Source organism: Ruegeria sp. BI12, assembly GCF_056537985.1.
Genome location: NZ_JBQFSL010000001.1, coordinates 1,671,835 through 1,687,404, shown reverse-complemented (window position 1 = coordinate 1,687,404; position 15,570 = coordinate 1,671,835). Strand labels below are relative to the sequence as shown.

At 57.1% G+C, this 15,570-nt stretch carries 13 protein-coding genes; 5 read left to right on the top strand and 8 right to left on the bottom strand.

What is annotated here, in order from left to right:
* Positions 1-4: 4 nt before the first annotated feature.
* The 3 genes from ACR0AK_RS08625 to acs form a co-directional block, all read right to left on the bottom strand.
* Entirely contained in the window at positions 5-289 is a 285-nt protein-coding gene (locus ACR0AK_RS08625; protein ID WP_058274238.1) for a DUF4212 domain-containing protein, read from the bottom strand.
* 185 nt (positions 290-474) lie between these two features.
* On the bottom strand, positions 475-1,158 hold the full coding sequence (locus tag ACR0AK_RS08620) for an adenylate kinase (RefSeq protein ID WP_480793014.1): 684 nt from the start codon (positions 1,156-1,158) through the stop codon (positions 475-477).
* Positions 1,159-1,165: 7 nt separating this feature from the next.
* Positions 1,166-3,130 carry an acetate--CoA ligase gene (gene acs / locus ACR0AK_RS08615; RefSeq protein WP_480793013.1) on the bottom strand — a complete coding sequence of 655 codons (1,965 nt, stop codon included), beginning with the start codon at positions 3,128-3,130 and terminating at the stop codon, positions 1,166-1,168.
* A 427-nt stretch (positions 3,131-3,557) separates the two neighbouring features.
* On the opposite strand from acs, the gene dctP reads away from it, so the two are divergent.
* From dctP to ACR0AK_RS08600, 3 genes are all read left to right on the top strand, one after another.
* Entirely contained in the window at positions 3,558-4,574 is a 1,017-nt protein-coding gene (dctP, locus tag ACR0AK_RS08610) for a TRAP transporter substrate-binding protein DctP (RefSeq protein ID WP_480793012.1), read from the top strand.
* A 62-nt stretch (positions 4,575-4,636) separates the two neighbouring features.
* Entirely contained in the window at positions 4,637-5,266 is a 630-nt protein-coding gene (locus ACR0AK_RS08605; RefSeq protein ID WP_170557777.1) for a TRAP transporter small permease, read from the top strand.
* Positions 5,267-5,269: 3 nt separating this feature from the next.
* Positions 5,270-6,673 (top strand): TRAP transporter large permease, encoded by a 1,404-nt coding sequence (locus ACR0AK_RS08600; protein ID WP_170557775.1) that lies wholly within the window; start codon positions 5,270-5,272, stop codon positions 6,671-6,673.
* A 52-nt stretch (positions 6,674-6,725) separates the two neighbouring features.
* Here the strand turns inward: ACR0AK_RS08600 and ACR0AK_RS08595 are convergent, their stop codons facing one another.
* Genes ACR0AK_RS08595 through rocF form a run of 3 tightly spaced genes read right to left on the bottom strand, consistent with a single transcriptional unit; the run spans position 6,726 to position 9,616 of the window.
* Entirely contained in the window at positions 6,726-7,769 is a 1,044-nt protein-coding gene (locus ACR0AK_RS08595) for an ornithine cyclodeaminase (RefSeq protein WP_170557773.1), read from the bottom strand.
* A 6-nt stretch (positions 7,770-7,775) separates the two neighbouring features.
* On the bottom strand, positions 7,776-8,696 hold the full coding sequence (gene ctlX, locus ACR0AK_RS08590) for a citrulline utilization hydrolase CtlX (protein WP_480793011.1): 921 nt from the start codon (positions 8,694-8,696) through the stop codon (positions 7,776-7,778).
* A complete protein-coding gene (gene rocF, locus ACR0AK_RS08585) occupies positions 8,696-9,616 on the bottom strand; it encodes an arginase (RefSeq protein ID WP_170557769.1) in 921 nt (306 codons plus the stop codon). The genes ctlX and rocF overlap by 1 nt, the downstream gene beginning before the upstream one ends.
* 86 nt (positions 9,617-9,702) lie before the next feature.
* Here rocF and ACR0AK_RS08580 point away from each other — a divergent pair, with 86 nt between their 5' ends.
* Positions 9,703-10,131, top strand: coding sequence for an Lrp/AsnC family transcriptional regulator (locus ACR0AK_RS08580; RefSeq protein WP_170412437.1), 429 nt, complete (start codon positions 9,703-9,705; stop codon positions 10,129-10,131).
* Between the two features lie 98 nt (positions 10,132-10,229).
* Positions 10,230-12,839 carry a bifunctional lysylphosphatidylglycerol flippase/synthetase MprF gene (mprF, locus tag ACR0AK_RS08575; protein WP_480793010.1) on the top strand — a complete coding sequence of 870 codons (2,610 nt, stop codon included), beginning with the start codon at positions 10,230-10,232 and terminating at the stop codon, positions 12,837-12,839.
* A 3-nt stretch (positions 12,840-12,842) separates the two neighbouring features.
* Here the strand turns inward: mprF and ACR0AK_RS08570 are convergent, their stop codons facing one another.
* Entirely contained in the window at positions 12,843-14,405 is a 1,563-nt protein-coding gene (locus ACR0AK_RS08570) for an efflux transporter outer membrane subunit (protein ID WP_480793009.1), read from the bottom strand.
* A gap of 11 nt (positions 14,406-14,416) precedes the next feature.
* Positions 14,417-15,562, bottom strand: coding sequence for an HlyD family secretion protein (locus tag ACR0AK_RS08565; RefSeq protein WP_480793008.1), 1,146 nt, complete (start codon positions 15,560-15,562; stop codon positions 14,417-14,419).
* Positions 15,563-15,570 lie beyond the last annotated feature (8 nt).

Below are 15,570 nucleotides of genomic sequence, written 5' to 3'. Positions count from 1 at the left end.
CCGCTTACTCCTCATCCACGCCGTATTCGGCGTCCAGCTTGTTCATGCGCCAGGCGTAGTTGAAGATCAGCACCAAAAAGACCAGGATTGATCCCTGCTGAGCGAACCAAAAGCCCAGATCGGTGCCGCCAACGGCGATGCCAGACAGCAGCGGACGCAGCAGAATGCCGAATCCAAAAGACACCAGCGCCCAGATCACGAGGCTGATGTAGATGAGACGCAGGTTCGCCTGCCAATAGCCTTTGTCGGCCTCGGCAGTCTGCGCGGAGTTTGTTGATTGATCCGCCATTGCGGGTTCCTCCTTCGCTTCCTCCATAGGCGGCCCGTTGTCCTAAACCTCCAATGCGCGGGGCCGCTTTTCGATATGCCGAATGCCAGGGCGGCATCAGGCAAGACTTCTCCGGTCCGCCAAAGCGGGTCCTTTGAAGTTTTCCTTTAGGAATTGGGCCCTTATTCAGGGCGGGCCGTCTTCCCTTAGTTCATCGCGTCGCTGACGATCCTTTCCAGATTGCCTGCGATGTCGTCGATATTGCCCATGGCGTTCAGACCTTTCAGAACACCGTGGTCTTGGTAATAGGTAATCAGCGGCGCGGTTTGCGCATGATAGGCCGCCAGACGTGAGGCGACGGTTTCGGCATTATCATCAGCGCGGCGCTTGAACTCGGTACTGCCGCATTTGTCGCATTTGCCTTTAACGGCAGGGATCTTGAACGTGTCATGGAACCCTTCGCCACATCCGGCGCAGGTGTAGCGGCCCGAGATACGGATCACCATTTCACCGTCTTCGACTTCAAGGCTGATGGCGGCGTTGATCTTCTGACCGGTTTCCGACAGCAACCCGTCCAGCGCCTCGGCCTGAACCGTGGTGCGTGGAAAGCCGTCCAGAATGACGCCCTTGGCGCAATCCGGTTCAGCTAGGCGATCACGAAGGATGGCAATGACGATGTCGTCGCTGACCAGATCACCAGCTTCCATCACGGCCTTTGCGGCTTTGCCAGCATCGGTTTCTGCCGCAACAGCGGCGCGCAGCAGGTCGCCAGTGCTGAGTTGAACCAGCCCGAACTTATCCTCGAGCATACGGGCCTGTGTTCCCTTCCCGGCACCCGGAGGGCCGAGAAGGATCAGAACAGCGGGTGTGGTGATCGTGGCAGCGTCCATCACATCCTCACTTGTTTGCTCGGTTTTCGATCAGGTCTTCGACCACCGATGGATCGGCAAGTGTCGAAGTGTCACCCAATGCGCCAAAGTCATTCTCGGCAATTTTGCGCAGGATACGGCGCATGATCTTGCCTGAACGGGTCTTGGGCAGACCGGGTGCCCACTGGATCACGTCGGGCGACGCAATCGGGCCGATCTCGGTCCGGACCCAGGTGCGCAGCTCTTTCAGCAGCTCATCCGACGGCTCGCGGTCATTCATCAGAGTGACATAGCAATAGATACCTTGTCCTTTGATTTCATGCGGATAGCCGACCACAGCAGCTTCAGCGACCGCGGCGTGCGCGACCAGAGCGCTTTCGACCTCGGCCGTGCCCATGCGGTGGCCCGAGACGTTGATTACGTCGTCTACACGACCGGTGATCCAGTAGTCGCCATCTTCATCACGGCGGCAACCGTCACCGGTAAAGTAGTAACCTTTGTAATCCGCAAAATAGGTCTTCTCGAACCGTTCATGATCACCCCAGACGGTGCGCATCTGACCCGGCCAGCTGTCTTTGATGCACAGAACGCCTTCGACACCGTTTCCGGTGATCTCGACGCCAGATTGCGGGTCTAGCACGACCGGCTGAATGCCGAAGAATGGTTTCATCGCTGCGCCCGGCTTCATCGCGTGCGCGCCGGGCAGGGGGGTCATCAGATGACCACCGGTCTCGGTCTGCCACCATGTATCTACGATGGGGCAATTGCCTTTGCCGACTACCTCATTGTACCAGTTCCAGGCTTCGGGGTTGATCGGTTCACCAACGGTACCGAGGATTTTCAGATCGCTCAGATCGTGCTTCTCGACCCATTCATTACCTTGCCCCATCAAAGCGCGGATCGCGGTTGGTGCGGTATAGAACTGATTGACCTTGTGCTTGGCGCAAACTTCCCAGAACCGGCCCGCATCAGGAAAGGTTGGGACGCCTTCGAACATCAGTGTCGTTGCGCCATTGGCCAATGGGCCATAGACGATATAGCTGTGGCCGGTGACCCAGCCCACATCCGCCGTGCACCAGTAGACGTCGCCCTCTTGGTAATCAAAGGTGATCTCGTGCGTCATTGCAGCATAGACAAGATATCCGCCGGTGGTATGTACCACACCCTTGGGTTGCCCAGTCGAGCCGGAGGTGTAGAGGATGAACAAGGGATCCTCGGCGTTCATCTCCGTGGGCGCGCAGTAGTCATCTGCTTCAAGTGCCATTTCGTTGTAGTCATAGTCGCGACCGTCGATCCAGGTGGTCTGACCACCAGTGCGCTTGACGACCAGACATTTAACGGTGTCCTTGCAGTGCAGCAGGGCGGCGTCAGCGTTGGATTTCAGTGGGGTTTTGCGACCACCACGCGGGGCCTCATCGGCGGTGATCAGAACCTTTGCGTCGCAGCCATTTACACGAGCCGCCAGAGCGTCAGGCGAGAACCCTGCAAAAACGATAGAGTGGATCGCGCCGATGCGCGCACAGGCCAACATGGCATAGGCGGCCTCGGGGATCATCGGCATATAGATCACGACCCGGTCGCCCTTGCGCACGCCCATGGTCTCCAGAATATTGGCCATCCGGCAGGTGCGGCGGTGCAGCTCAGCATAGGTGATGTGCTGGGCTTCGTCGTTTGGATCATCCGGCTCCCAGATGATCGCGGTTTGATCGCCGCGGGTTTTCAGGTGACGGTCCAGGCAGTTGGCCGAAACGTTCAGTGTCCCGTCTGCATACCAATTGATTCCAACCGAGCCGAAATCATAGCTGACGTCCTTGACCTGGGTGTAGGGCTTGATCCAGTCGACACGCTTGCCTTGTTCGTCCCAGAAAGCGACGGGATCGTTGATCGAGGCCGCATACATTTCGTTGTATTTTTCAGCATTTACATGCGAGCGGGCTACGGTTTCGGCGGATGGCGGAAAGGTATTGGCTTCTGCCTGGGCAGCGGTTGTCATTCTGAGGCTCCTCCCTCTGGACCATATTGAATCAGATCGATTTTGCCTGCTGAACGGGCGATGTCGATCTGTTTCCTCCTTGTGCGCAATAATACGGAGAGGTGAAAACAAGGAAATAAATTACCGTTTTTTCACGATTAGTTTGTAAATTATTTTTTTTCCTCGGGATCATTTTGTAAACAAAGTAGCTTTGATCAGGAAAAACACTTATTTTACATAACTTTGAGTGTAACGAAAATTACAGCAGAAATCCGTCGCCTGTTTCCATCTAATTTGAATCTGCGACTCACCTTTTGGTTGTTAGCGCTCAACGAAGTCGCGACTTGCTGGCCGCGAATGATGGCCGGGGGTTGGCACATACCCATGTTGGCGCTAGCTTTGATCGCAAGCGCCCCGGCAAGGGGGTGCAGCAATGGGAGAAATCAATATGAAAAAGATTCTGAGCGGCTCTGCTGTGGCCGCCCTGTGTGTTGCGTTCGTGTCCGAGGCAGCCGCAACTGAATGGAATGCCTCGGTGTGGGGCAAACGTCGGGCGTTCACCGAGCATGTCGAGAAACTGGCCGAACTGGTCAGCGAAAAGACAAACGGCGATTTCACCATCAATGTCAGCTATGGTGGCCTGTCCAAACCGCGCGAAAATCTGGATGGCATCGAAATCGGCGCGTTTGAAATGGCTCAATTCTGTGCCGGTTACCATCGCGACAAAAACCGCGCGATCACCGTTCTTGAACTGCCGTTCCTGGGCGTCGGTAATCTTGACGAGGAAGTTGCCGTCAGCCACGCGGTCTACGACCATCCCGCCGTTAAGGATGAAATGGCGCAGTGGAATGCGCGTATCATCATGACCTCGCCGATGCCTCAATACAATCTCGTTGGCACCGGTGATCCGCGCGATGAACTAGCCGAGTTTGAAGGGATGCGCGTCCGCGCTACAGGCGGTCTTGGCCAGGCATTCGAAGCCGTTGGTGGTGTGCCGACCTCGGTTCCCGCAACCGAGGCGTTCAATGCTATGGAATCGGGTGTTGTGGACACCGTCGCCTTTGCCCAGCACGCGCACCTGTCCTTTGGCACGATCAACGAGGCGGACTGGTGGACAGCCAACCTGAACCCTGGAACCGTGAACTGCCCGGTTGTTGTCAACATTGACGCCTATGAGGCACTACCTGCCGAGCATCGCGAAGCGTTGGACAGCTCGATCGATGAAGCAATTGATCACTATCTGGCCAATTACGGAACGCTGCTAGACCAGTGGGACAGTGTTTTGGATGAAAAGGGCGTCCAAAAAGTACAGATCGACGACGCCGTGATCGCCGAGTTCCGCACAAAGGCCGCTGACCCGATCCGCGAACAGTGGATTGCGGATATGTCCGCTCAGGGTCTGCCTGCGCAGGACCTGTACGACCTGGTCCAGTCCACGCTGGAACAGCAACGTAGCGGCAACTAAGCACTAAATCCGGGTGCCTATCGGGGCGCCCGGACACCAATAAAATACAGGGGAACACCGCAATGGCAGGACAGGCCACGGTGCTTGAGGACAGCAGCCTCCTGAGTTCTTTGGATCGTAAGTTGCTGAGGTTGGAACGGTTTCTGGCTCTGATCAGCGGTATCGCCGTGTTCAGCCTTATGGTTCTGGCAGTGGTCTCGGTCAGCGGACGCAATGCGATCAATGCACCTTTGCCCGGGTATGTCGACTGGATCGAACAGGCGATGCCATTGATTGCGTTTTTGGGCATTTCATATGTACAGCGCGATGGTGGTCACATCCGGATGGACATTGTCATCTCGCGTCTACATGGACGGGCGCTTTGGTTGTTCGAGCTTATCTCGGTTCTTCTGATCCTGCTGCTAATGCTGGCCTTAGTGTGGGGCAGCTGGTCCCATTTTGACCGCTCGTTCGATTTTGGAGCGCCAATGTGGAGCCGGGATAGTTCAATCGACATCGGTATCCCGCTTTGGCCGGCCAAACTGCTGGCACCTGTGGCGTTCTCGGTGCTTTGCTTGCGGTTGTTACTTCAGGTTTGGGGATATGGTCGCGCGCTGATCGTAGGGGCGGAAAGCCCCGTAGCCGTTCCACTGATACAGGATGCGGCCGCTCAGGCCGCTGCCGAAGCCGAACAATTCGAAGGGCAGGACTAGCGCATGGACTCGATAGAGATTGGCCTGTGGGTCACGGGTGGCCTGCTGGTTCTGGTTGTGACCGGAATGCGCGTGGCCTTCGCGGCGGGGCTCGCGGGTCTTGTCGGGCTGGTTTGGATTTTCTGGGCCAAATTCGGCTACGACCCGGACCGCTTTGGCAAGGCAGTGACGGTTGCCGTTAAGACTGCCGGGCAGGTGCCTCATTCCAAGGTTGCCGCCCATACGCTCAGTCTGATCCCCACCTTCATTCTGATTGGCTATCTGGCCTATTACGCAGGCCTGACGCGCGCGTTGTTCGAGGCGGCAAAGCGTTGGGTGGCATGGGTACCAGGGGGGCTCGCGGTTTCGACTGTGTTCGCTACAGCCGGTTTTGCGGCCGTTTCCGGTGCTTCGGTCGCGACTTCGGCTGTGTTTGCCCGGATCGCAATCCCCGAGATGCTGAAGGTCGGTTACAACAAACAATTTGCGGCCGGAGTGGTCGCGGCAGGCGGTACCTTAGCGTCATTGATCCCGCCATCCGCAATCCTTGTGATATATGCAATCATCGTGGAACAGGATGTGGGGAAACTGCTGCTCGCCGGCTTTATCCCTGGTGCGTTCTCGGCTGTTGTTTACGGCCTGTTGATTGTCGGTATCGCGGTTGTATTTAAATCCGTTGGTCCGCCGGTCACGGGATTCACCTGGAAGCAGCGATTTGCGTCGCTGCCCGGCGCGTTCCCGATTGTCGCGGTGATTTTGATCATCATCTGTTTTGTCTATAACCCGTTCGGAGACCAAGCCTGGGGTACGCCAACGGAAGGCGGGGCAATCGGCGCGTTCATCGTCTTCTGTTTTGCTCTGTTCCACGGAATGCGGTGGCCCGAGCTGAAATCGGCCCTGCTGGAAACCGCCAAGCTGACCGCGATGATATTTACCATCATCTGGGGCGTATTGATTTACGTGCGGTTTCTTGGGTTTGCCGATCTTCCGGGTGCGTTTTCAGACTGGATCACCTCATTGGAAATGTCACCGATGCTGATCCTGATCTGTATCCTGCTGGCCTACGCCGTCTTGGGCATGTTCATGGACGCCATCGGGATGCTGTTGCTGACGCTGCCAGTAGTCTACCCAGCGGTCATGGCCCTGAACGGGGGTGAGACGGTCAGTGCAGCAGAAAGCGCCTTTGGCATGTCAGGTCCGATGTGTGCGATTTGGTTCGGTATTCTGGTGGTGAAAATGGCCGAGTTTTGCCTGATCACGCCGCCTATTGGTCTGAACTGTTTCGTGGTGGCAGGTGTGCGTCCGGATCTGAGCGTTCAGGACGTGTTCAAAGGCGTAACCCCGTTCTTCATCGCCGATGGCGTGACGATCGCGCTGCTCGTGGCGTTTCCCGGTATCGTACTCTACCTACCGTCGCTCGCCGGATAGAAAAAACCCCCGGTGGTGAACCGGGGGTTAGTTGATGCGAAGTGCGGGTTCTTCAGCTCGCCCGCATCAGCATCCCATACAGATCCCGTGGATCATCCGGATCGGCCAGCATGTCCAAAGGTTCAAAGAAATCAGTGCCTTTGATGGCGGACTGGATGTAGCACAAGGCCGAGAAATCTTCGATCGCGAAGCCGACGCTGTCGAACAAGGTGATCTGGCGATCATCGCGTCGACCTTGGGCCTGACCGGTCATAACTTGCCACATCTCGGTCACCGGGTGGTCGTCTTCCAACGCCTGAATCTCGCCCTCGATGCGCGTTTGTTCCGGGTACTCAACGAAAATCTCGGACCGCAACAGGATGTCGCGATGCAGTTCGGTCTTGCCGGGACAGTCTCCGCCAATGGCGTTGATATGTACGCCCGGTCCAACCATGTTGTCGGTCAGGATCGTTGCATATTTCTTATCCGCTGTGCAGGTGGTGATGATTTGCGCGCCTTCGATGGCGTCTTCGGGCGTTTTGCACAGCACGACCGTCAGTCCGGTGTTCTTGAGGTTCGCTGCACACTTCTCGGTCGCTGCGTGATCGGTGTCATACAGACGTACGGTGTCAATTCCACACATAGCCTTGAACGCCAAACATTGGAATTCAGACTGCGCGCCGTTGCCGATCATCGCCATAACGCGCGAGTTTTTCGGGGCCAGATAGCTGCCCACCAATGCTGAAGTCGCGGCGGTGCGTAGCGCGGTCAACATCGTCATCTCGGTCAACAGGGTCGGGTAGCCGGTGTAAACGTCAGCCAGCAGGCCGAAGGCGGTGACGGTCTGCAGGCCCTCGGACGTGTTCTTTGGGTGGCCGTTGACGTACTTGAACCCGTAGGCCTCGCCATCCGAGGTCGGCATCAGCTCAATCACGCCATGGGGTGAGTGGGCTGGGATGCGGGGGGTTTTGTCAAAGCTCTCCCAGCGTTTGAAGTCGGATTCAATCTGAGCTGCGATCTGAGTGATCATCTTTTCGAGTCCGATGTGGTGCACCAGCCGCATCATGTTGTCGACGGATACAAAGGGCACAAGCGCCTTGTCAGAAGGTTGCATCATGGTCTCCTATCGGCGGGAAAGGTGGATGCCGGCGATCATGCAGCGTACTGACCCCCCGGCTGTTTCTATGGTTGGAACTGACAATGGCAGCAGAGTGGCGCTGTCTTCGATAATTTCGGTCTGTTGGGGTGTCAGCGCATCTTTGGCGCGGCTGGAAAGAGCCAGCACGAGCCCATCACGACCACTAAGCTCGATGGTGTTTCCGGCAAAGTCTGCGATCTGGTCATGGGACAGATCAATTACGGTGCGACCGGATTCTTCCAATCGCGCCTGTACGGTCGCGCGGCGTTCGGCATCGATGATCATGTCGAGGCAGATCAGTGCATAATGTGTGCCGATCCCCATCAGGACATTGGTGTGATAAACGTCTCGGCCTGCGTCGTCCCTAGCTTCGAACGCGATGGGTTCGTAGTTGAAGTTCGTGCAGAACCGCTCCAACAAAACGGGATCAGCGCGGTTTGACTTGACCGTGTAAGCGATGCGGCCGACGTGATCGAGAACCATTGCTCCGGTACCTTCCAGTGCGAGATCGTCCTGTTCCAGCCCCGAATAATCGATCACGTCCTGAACGCGGTATTCCTGTTTCAGCAACTCGATAACATCTGTGCGGCGTTCGCGTCGACGCGACGGAACAAACATAGGATAGATCGCAACGTGCCCGCCGGGATGTGTCGAGAACCAGTTGTTGGGAAAGACACTGTCCGGCGTGTTCTGTTGACCGTGATCATCGAATACATGAACTGTGACGCCTGCATCGCGCAGTTGCTCGACTGCGCGATCATGTTCATCGCGCGCGGCTGCTGAAGTCGCTTCAGCGGATCGGTGTGCCAGTGTCTGAAACGCATTGTCATGGCGAGTCTCTGGGTTCGACACAAACTCGTGCGGTCGAACCATGACGACAGCGGAAGGAGATTGCAGAGAATTCATCAGAAACTCCGGGTCGGGCGGTCGAAGATTCGGCGCCCAAGCAGAGATGCGGCCAGATCGACCATCAGTTTTGCAGTACGTCCACGCTCATCCAGAAACGGGTTCAGTTCGACCAGATCCAGTGAACAGACCAGACCGCTTTCGTGCAGCAGTTCCATCACCAGATGGGCTTCGCGTTCGGTTGCGCCGCCGGGAACGGTGGTGCCCACGGCAGGGGCAATGGAGGGATCAAGAAAATCGACATCAAGCGACACGTGCAAAATACCATTTGCTGCGCGAACGCGGTCAAGGAAGGCGATCAAGGGCGTTTTGATGCCGTGCTCGTCAATGCTGCGCATGTCAGCCAGCATGGCTTGATCCTGTTCCAGCCTTGCGCGTTCTGCAGGGTCCACCGATCGAAGGCCAATCATGCCCACGCGATCCGTTGGAACCGGGGCAGGTAAGGGCGGGAAGGCGTCAAAGCCCTGCTGCCCGGTGAAATATGCGACCGGCGTTCCGTGAAGATTGCCGCTGCCGGTGCTGTCGGGCGTGTGAAAGTCGCTATGAGCATCGAGCCAAAGTACAAATAGCGGTCGCCCGATCCGGTCGGCGTGCGCGGCCATGCCTGCAACCGTACCCATGGACAAGGCGTGGTCGCCGCCCATGAAAATCGGCAGACCCTTTGGCGCGGTTTCCTGCGCAGCGCGGCTCAGGGCGCTGGTCCAGCCGATGCACTCGGGCAGGGCTACTAGGTGGGGGTGTTCCGGTACATCTGACGGGTCGGCGCTGATATTGCCGATATCCGTCACTTGGTGCCCAAGATCTGTCAGAGCTTGTTCCAGACCGGCCACCCGATAGGCGTCCGGTCCCATGCGGCAGCCCTGGCGACGTTTGCCCGCATCCATCGGCGCGCCGACCAGTGTTATGTTTTGAGTATCCATATGATTATCTACCCATTCGTGATGGCTTGCGAAAAGGCAGCAAAATGTTCAAAATGGCATCCTGATAAACGAATTGAGAAGTAGTTATGGACGATTTGGATAGCAGGCTGCTCAGCGCCTTACATCGGGACGCGCGCGCATCGCTGTCTGAACTGGCCGAAACGTTGGGTGTGACACGCACCACTGTCCGCAGCCGCCTGCAGCGCCTCAAACAGTCCGGCGAGATTGTTGGCTTTACCGTTCTCACCCGCCAGGACGTGGCGCAAAGCCCTGTACGCGGGTTGATGATGCTGGAAATCGAAGGCCGCGGGACTGAGCGTACAATGGCCAGAGTAGCCGCCATGCGTCAGGTGCGCGCCGTGCATTCCACCAATGGAAGTTGGGATCTGATTGCGGAAATCTGGACAGAAACCCTGGCCGAGCTGGACGAGGTTCTGTTCCAGATCCGGCGTATGGAAGGGATTACCAAGTCCGAGACTAACCTATTGCTGTCCACGCGCAAAGGTCGGGTCTGACGCCCGTAGCGCTTTGAGCTTGAACGAAATTGTGCGAAAGTCGGCCTGCGCGTTTCGATCGTGCAGAGTGTGATCGCGCCTGAGAGCAGGGACAAAGCATGGCAACTCATGAAAACGCCGAAGAACTCTGGGCTGTGCGCCTAGCCGAGCGGGTATCGGGATTTCTTGAAAAGCCCGTAGTCCGAATCGCGATACCGATTCTGGTCACCCTTATTGCCCTGACTGTCCTTCATGAACTGTCTTCGCACGTCAAATGGGCCGATGTGAAAACGGACGTCGCGAACACATCGTGGAAGCTGATGTTTTTCGCCCTGTGCTGGACGGCTGTCAGCTTTTTGTCCCTGTCACTTTACGATGTATTTGCCGTGCAAAGCGTGGCGGATGGCGAAGTCCCTTTGCCTGTTGCCGGTATGGCCGGAGCCTGCGGTTATGCCGTGTCCAATTGCCTGGGTTTCTCATACATCACCGGCACGGCAATCCGGTACCGGATCTATGCGTCTCTGGGCCTTGATCTGGGGCGTGTGGCAGGAGTGATCGCCACATCGTGGATCGCATTTTGGTCGGGTTTCATTCTGCTGCTTGGCGGGTTGCTGACCTTTCACCCAGACGGGGTGTCCAAGGTTCTGCCGATAAGTGACACCGTCGAAACCGTTATTGGGCTGTGCCTGCTTGTAGGTTTTGCAACTTTGTTCATTTGGCTGTCCAAGGGCGGACGCAGGCTGGCCACCGGTGGATTGGGGTTTAACCTGCCAGGCGGCAAATTGCCCGGATTGCTGACGCTGGCCGCGGTGGGTGACTTGTTTGGCGCATCAATGACGCTGTATGTGTTGATGCCGGATGATCTGGGGATCGGATTTCCGTTCTTCTTCACAATCTACATTGGCGCAATTGCAGTCGGAATCCTCAGCCACGCTCCGGGCGGGATTGGTGCGTTCGAGGCGACCCTGATCGCCGGGCTAGGGGCCTCGGGTCGGTCTGACGTGATCGCGGCCCTGTTGCTTTACCGGTTGATCTATACTTTCCTGCCGTTTGCGATCGCGACGTTATCCATAGCAGTGGCCTCGGCCCTTACGCACCGGCATCACATCAGCGGAGCTGCCACGTGGGTTTACCGCGTAATCCGTCCGATTGTGCCGATGGTTGCGGCCGGTGTCGCAGCTGTGGCGGGCGTCATTCTGCTGGTGTCCGGGGCGTTGCCAGCAGGCAGCGAGAATCTTAGCGCATTGCGGGACTTTCTGCCTTTGTCCTTCGTTGAAGCTTCGCATCTTGCCGGAAGCGCTGTCGGCGTTCTTCTGATCCTTGTTTCCCGCGGCCTGTTCCGCAAGCTGTACCGCGCATGGATAGTGGCGATGCTGCTGATGGTTGCCGGGTTCGTCGCGTCGCTGACCAAGGGCCTCGATACCCATGAGGCGATCAGTATGTTGGCGACGATCGGCTTGCTGGCCACGTTTCGCGGGGCGTTTTACCGGGTCAGCGGGGCGTCGATTTTCCGTCTGAACATCCCGTGGCTGGTCAGCGTAGTCGCCTTGCTGCTGGTCGTCTTCTGGATCGGGCTGTTTTCCTATTCGCATGTCGAATATCAGAACGCCTTATGGTGGGAATTCGCTTGGAACGGCGACGCCTCGCGCTTTTTGCGATCCAGCCTTGTGGTGGCGGTTATCCTTGGCGTGGTGGCAGTGAACTCGCTCTTTGGGCGCGAAGTTCCGGAACCGGTCCGGACTGAAATACCCGAAGTTGTTGAGCGCCTGGTCATGGAAAGCGAAGACACCGAGGCGCAGATTTCGCTGACTGGCGACAAACAGTTCCTGATCTCGCCAGATGATGATGCTTTTTTGGCCTATGCCGACACAGGCAATGCGCTGATCACCAAGGGTGAACCTGTTGGAGATGAAACAGCTGGAAAGCAACTGATCTGGCAACTGCGTGAAATGGCGGATCGCGAAGGCAAGTTGTGCGCGTTCTACAGCGTCTCGACCAAATACCTTCCGACGTTTCTGGATCTGGGCCTGTCCATTTTGAAAATCGGAGAGGTCGCGCGCGTGCCTTTGAAAGATTTCTCTCTGGACGGCAAATCCCGCAAACGATTTCGTCAGGCCAAGAACCGAGCCGAACGCGAAGGATATGTGTTCGAGGTCATTCCCAAGGACAAAGTGGGCCCTTTGTTACCCGAACTGCGCAAGATTTCGGACGATTGGTTGGAGCACAAGGCGGGCGAGGAAAAGGGTTTCGCGTTGGGCGGGTTTGACGATGAGTACCTGTCTTACTTCGATTTTGCGGTCCTGAAAAAAGCGGATACCGGAAAGATCGTGGCCTTTGCCAATCTCTTTCAGGGTGGGCATAAGTCCGAGCTCTCGCTGGACCTGATGCGGTATGAGCCTGACGGTTCGAACTTTATCATGGACGCTCTGTTTGCCGAGATGATGACTTGGGGCGCAGAGCAAGGGTTCCATTGGTTCTCATTGGGTGCAGCACCGTTTTCGGGGATTGAGAACCGGCAGCTGGCGTCATTCTGGAACCGTGTCGGCGGGTTCGTGTATGAACACGGCGAGCAGTTTTACCACTTCGAAGGACTGAGGTCTTTCAAGCAGAAGTTCGATCCGGAATGGAGCCCGAACTATCTGGCCAGCCCCGGCGGTCTTGCGGCGCCGCGAATCCTGTATGAGGTTAACATCCTGATTTCCGGCGGCTTGCGCGGGTTGACGAAGTAAAAGTCAGTTCAAGCTGGCGCGGGTTGGTGTTTTTTCCAGCAAATCGCCCCAATCTGTGCGGTACGCCATTTCGGCCAGAACGGTTTCGGGCAGGAATTCCTGATTCTGCCGGATCTGCCATCCGCCACCCAATCCCTTATAAACAGCGACCAGATTACTGGACACCTGCTGGCGCGCCTGGATCAGGTTCGCCTGCGACCGCAGCAGGGCCGTTTGTGTGTTCAGAATTCGGGAATAACTGGCGATGCCGTCCCGGTACTGGTCAATGGCGATTTCCGCCGCCTTGCGCGACGCGGCCACGCTGTTTTCGTAGAACCCGACCTGTTTGCGGGACTGCGCATAAGCCACCATCGCACTTTCAACTTCGGAATAGGCGGTAAGAACTGTGTTCTGGTAATTGGCGATCAGCGCCTGATAGGCCGCATCCTGCGAGCGCACATTGTTCTTGATCCGGCCATAGTTCAGTACGTTCCAGACAACGCCGGCATTTGCCAGCCCGGTTGTGCTGCCCGAGGAAAACAGATCCTGCCCGCCGGAGGCCTGCAGACCAATTGCACCGGACAGGACGAACTGAGGGTATAGGTCGGCCAAGGCGATCCCAACCTGCGCCGATTGCGTAGCTGCTGCCAACTCGGCCGCGCGTACGTCCGGACGGCGACGCAGAAGCTCCGCAGGGACACCTACGGAGACGTTCGAACGCGCAGACGGTATGCGCCCGGAATTGCCCAGCAGGCTGGTCATGCGGGATGGCGTGGTTCCCAGCAGCACAGCCAAAGCGTTCTTGGCTTGTTGAAGATCACTTTCAATCTCTGGGACCAAAGCCTTGGTGTTGTTCAACAAGGCCAGCGATTCCTGAACGTCCAGTTCGGTCGTGACGCCGTTGTTAAACCGCAATTGGGTCAGGTCCGCGGATTCCTGTTGCAGTTTGATGTTGTCGCGCGCCACGGCCAGCGACTCCTGCAAGGCACGGATGTTGACATACAGGGCGGCAACATCGCCGGTCAGGGTAACAAGCGCGTCGTCATAGTTGGCCACTTGCAAAGCCAGATTGGACCGGGCGGCCTGAACACCGCGACGTTGCTGGCCCCAGACATCCAATTCCCATTGGGCATCAAACCCGACCTGCGAGGTCGAAAACTCGGTATCCAGCGGGATGATCCGACGGATATCGGAAATCGGTCCGAGGTTATCGCTGACCTGACGGCGTTCAATAGAGGCACCAATGGCCTGCGATTGAGGATAAAGCTCGCCGAACGCGATGCCCAACTGCGCGCGCGCTTGCAAGACGCGGGCACCCGCGACCTGTAGGTCAAGGTTCTGGGCATAAGCCTCAGCGATCAGCTTGTTGAGGGTGGGGTCGTTGAAGGTCTCCCACCATTTTACCACAGGCGCGCTGCGCGAAGTCAGTCCGCTTTGCCCGGCACTTGGGCTGTTGACCTCGATCCACTGTTTTACGACCGGAGAGTTCGGGCGCACGAAATCCGGGCCAACTGGCGTGCAGCCGACCAACAGGGCGGCGCATAGGGCCGTTCCCATCAATCGGCGGTATAGTCTGGCCCGGGTCATCGCAATTGTCCTTAGATATCCAGTGGTCGAATGAAGTTGGCGAAGGAATACAGCCGGATGTTGATCCGCCTCAGGAACTCAAAACTTTTCCCCTGCCCAGTATAGATCGCCACGGCTGCGTGGCCACCGGCGGGAAAGGTATGCCCGTCCGGGATGTCGACCGAAATCTGGACCGCGATGCGTCCGGGCAGTTTGGGCAGCTCAAAACCGGGCAGGCGGCCCGATGGCAGGTACTGACCCTGTCGGGTTGCCCACCAGATAGCCTCGACCTTGCCGGTCAGGATTTCTCCAGGATACAGATCAAGGGCAACCTCAACGGGTTGGCCGACCTCGACAAATTTCAGGTTCTGCTGTCGGTACGTGGCCAAAATGTACGGATTGTCCTTGGTGACAAAACTGGCAATTGCGCCCAGACGGATATCGCCGACGACCAGACCGGGACGCGCCTGTTGAGACACGATCATCCCATCTTCGGGGGCGTAGATTGTTGTGTTGTCCAGAAAGTACTGGGCTTTGTCCAATTGCGCTTGCGCCTGAAGAATACCCGTGTTCACCCCGTCAATCTGAGAATCCAGCGCCAGTTGCGCCTTTTCCAGATTTGCCGTGGCCTCTTTGACCTGAGCCTGATCCTCGGTGACCTGTTCGTTCCAGCGATCCAGCTCGTCCTGACGGGCACCGCCAGCGGGTACAAGGTTTTCGTATCGGGCCTGTTGAGTTCGAGCATAGGCAAGCTGCGCGTTGGCGCGTTCAATCGCTTCGGCCGCAGCAATAACGTCCTGTTCGAGTATCTTGGCGTTCTGCTCTGCCGCCACAAGTTGCGCTGTGGCTTCTTCAACCTCCAGCGCAAACACGGTGTCATCAAAGCGGTACAACGGATCACCCTTCTTGACCTCGGCATTGGGTTCAACCAGCACCTCGGTTAGGATGGTTGGTTCCGTCAGACGAGGCACGATCTGGATGGTCGAACGCACAACATGGCTATCGATGGAAAACGGCTGAAAGAACCGAAGGGCAACCAGAAATATAAGCAGCAGATGCGCGCCTACCCAGAAGGATACGATGCCCCACATGATGTTGAACTTCAGCCACTGGAACTTGAAGAAGATAAGCCAGACAAAAATGATGTAGAAAAGCGTAATGCCTAGGGCGACAAACATATTCAGTA

What these genes read in the sequence shown, in the direction of transcription:
- rocF (WP_170557769.1), bottom strand. Translation starts at nt 9,616, where the DNA reads ATGGATACTCAAAACATAACACTGGTCGGCGCGCCGATGGATGCGGGC.
- ACR0AK_RS08620 (WP_480793014.1), bottom strand. Translation starts at nt 1,158, where the DNA reads ATGGACGCTGCCACGATCACCACACCCGCTGTTCTGATCCTTCTCGGC.
- ACR0AK_RS08605 (WP_170557777.1), top strand. Translation starts at nt 4,637, where the DNA reads ATGGCAGGACAGGCCACGGTGCTTGAGGACAGCAGCCTCCTGAGTTCT.
- dctP (WP_480793012.1), top strand. Translation starts at nt 3,558, where the DNA reads ATGAAAAAGATTCTGAGCGGCTCTGCTGTGGCCGCCCTGTGTGTTGCG.
- ctlX (WP_480793011.1), bottom strand. Translation starts at nt 8,696, where the DNA reads ATGAATTCTCTGCAATCTCCTTCCGCTGTCGTCATGGTTCGACCGCAC.
- ACR0AK_RS08565 (WP_480793008.1), bottom strand. Translation starts at nt 15,562, where the DNA reads ATGTTTGTCGCCCTAGGCATTACGCTTTTCTACATCATTTTTGTCTGG.
- ACR0AK_RS08625 (WP_058274238.1), bottom strand. Translation starts at nt 289, where the DNA reads ATGGCGGATCAATCAACAAACTCCGCGCAGACTGCCGAGGCCGACAAA.
- ACR0AK_RS08580 (WP_170412437.1), top strand. Translation starts at nt 9,703, where the DNA reads ATGGACGATTTGGATAGCAGGCTGCTCAGCGCCTTACATCGGGACGCG.
- ACR0AK_RS08570 (WP_480793009.1), bottom strand. Translation starts at nt 14,405, where the DNA reads ATGACCCGGGCCAGACTATACCGCCGATTGATGGGAACGGCCCTATGC.
- acs (WP_480793013.1), bottom strand. Translation starts at nt 3,130, where the DNA reads ATGACAACCGCTGCCCAGGCAGAAGCCAATACCTTTCCGCCATCCGCC.
- mprF (WP_480793010.1), top strand. Translation starts at nt 10,230, where the DNA reads ATGGCAACTCATGAAAACGCCGAAGAACTCTGGGCTGTGCGCCTAGCC.
- ACR0AK_RS08595 (WP_170557773.1), bottom strand. Translation starts at nt 7,769, where the DNA reads ATGATGCAACCTTCTGACAAGGCGCTTGTGCCCTTTGTATCCGTCGAC.
- ACR0AK_RS08600 (WP_170557775.1), top strand. Translation starts at nt 5,270, where the DNA reads ATGGACTCGATAGAGATTGGCCTGTGGGTCACGGGTGGCCTGCTGGTT.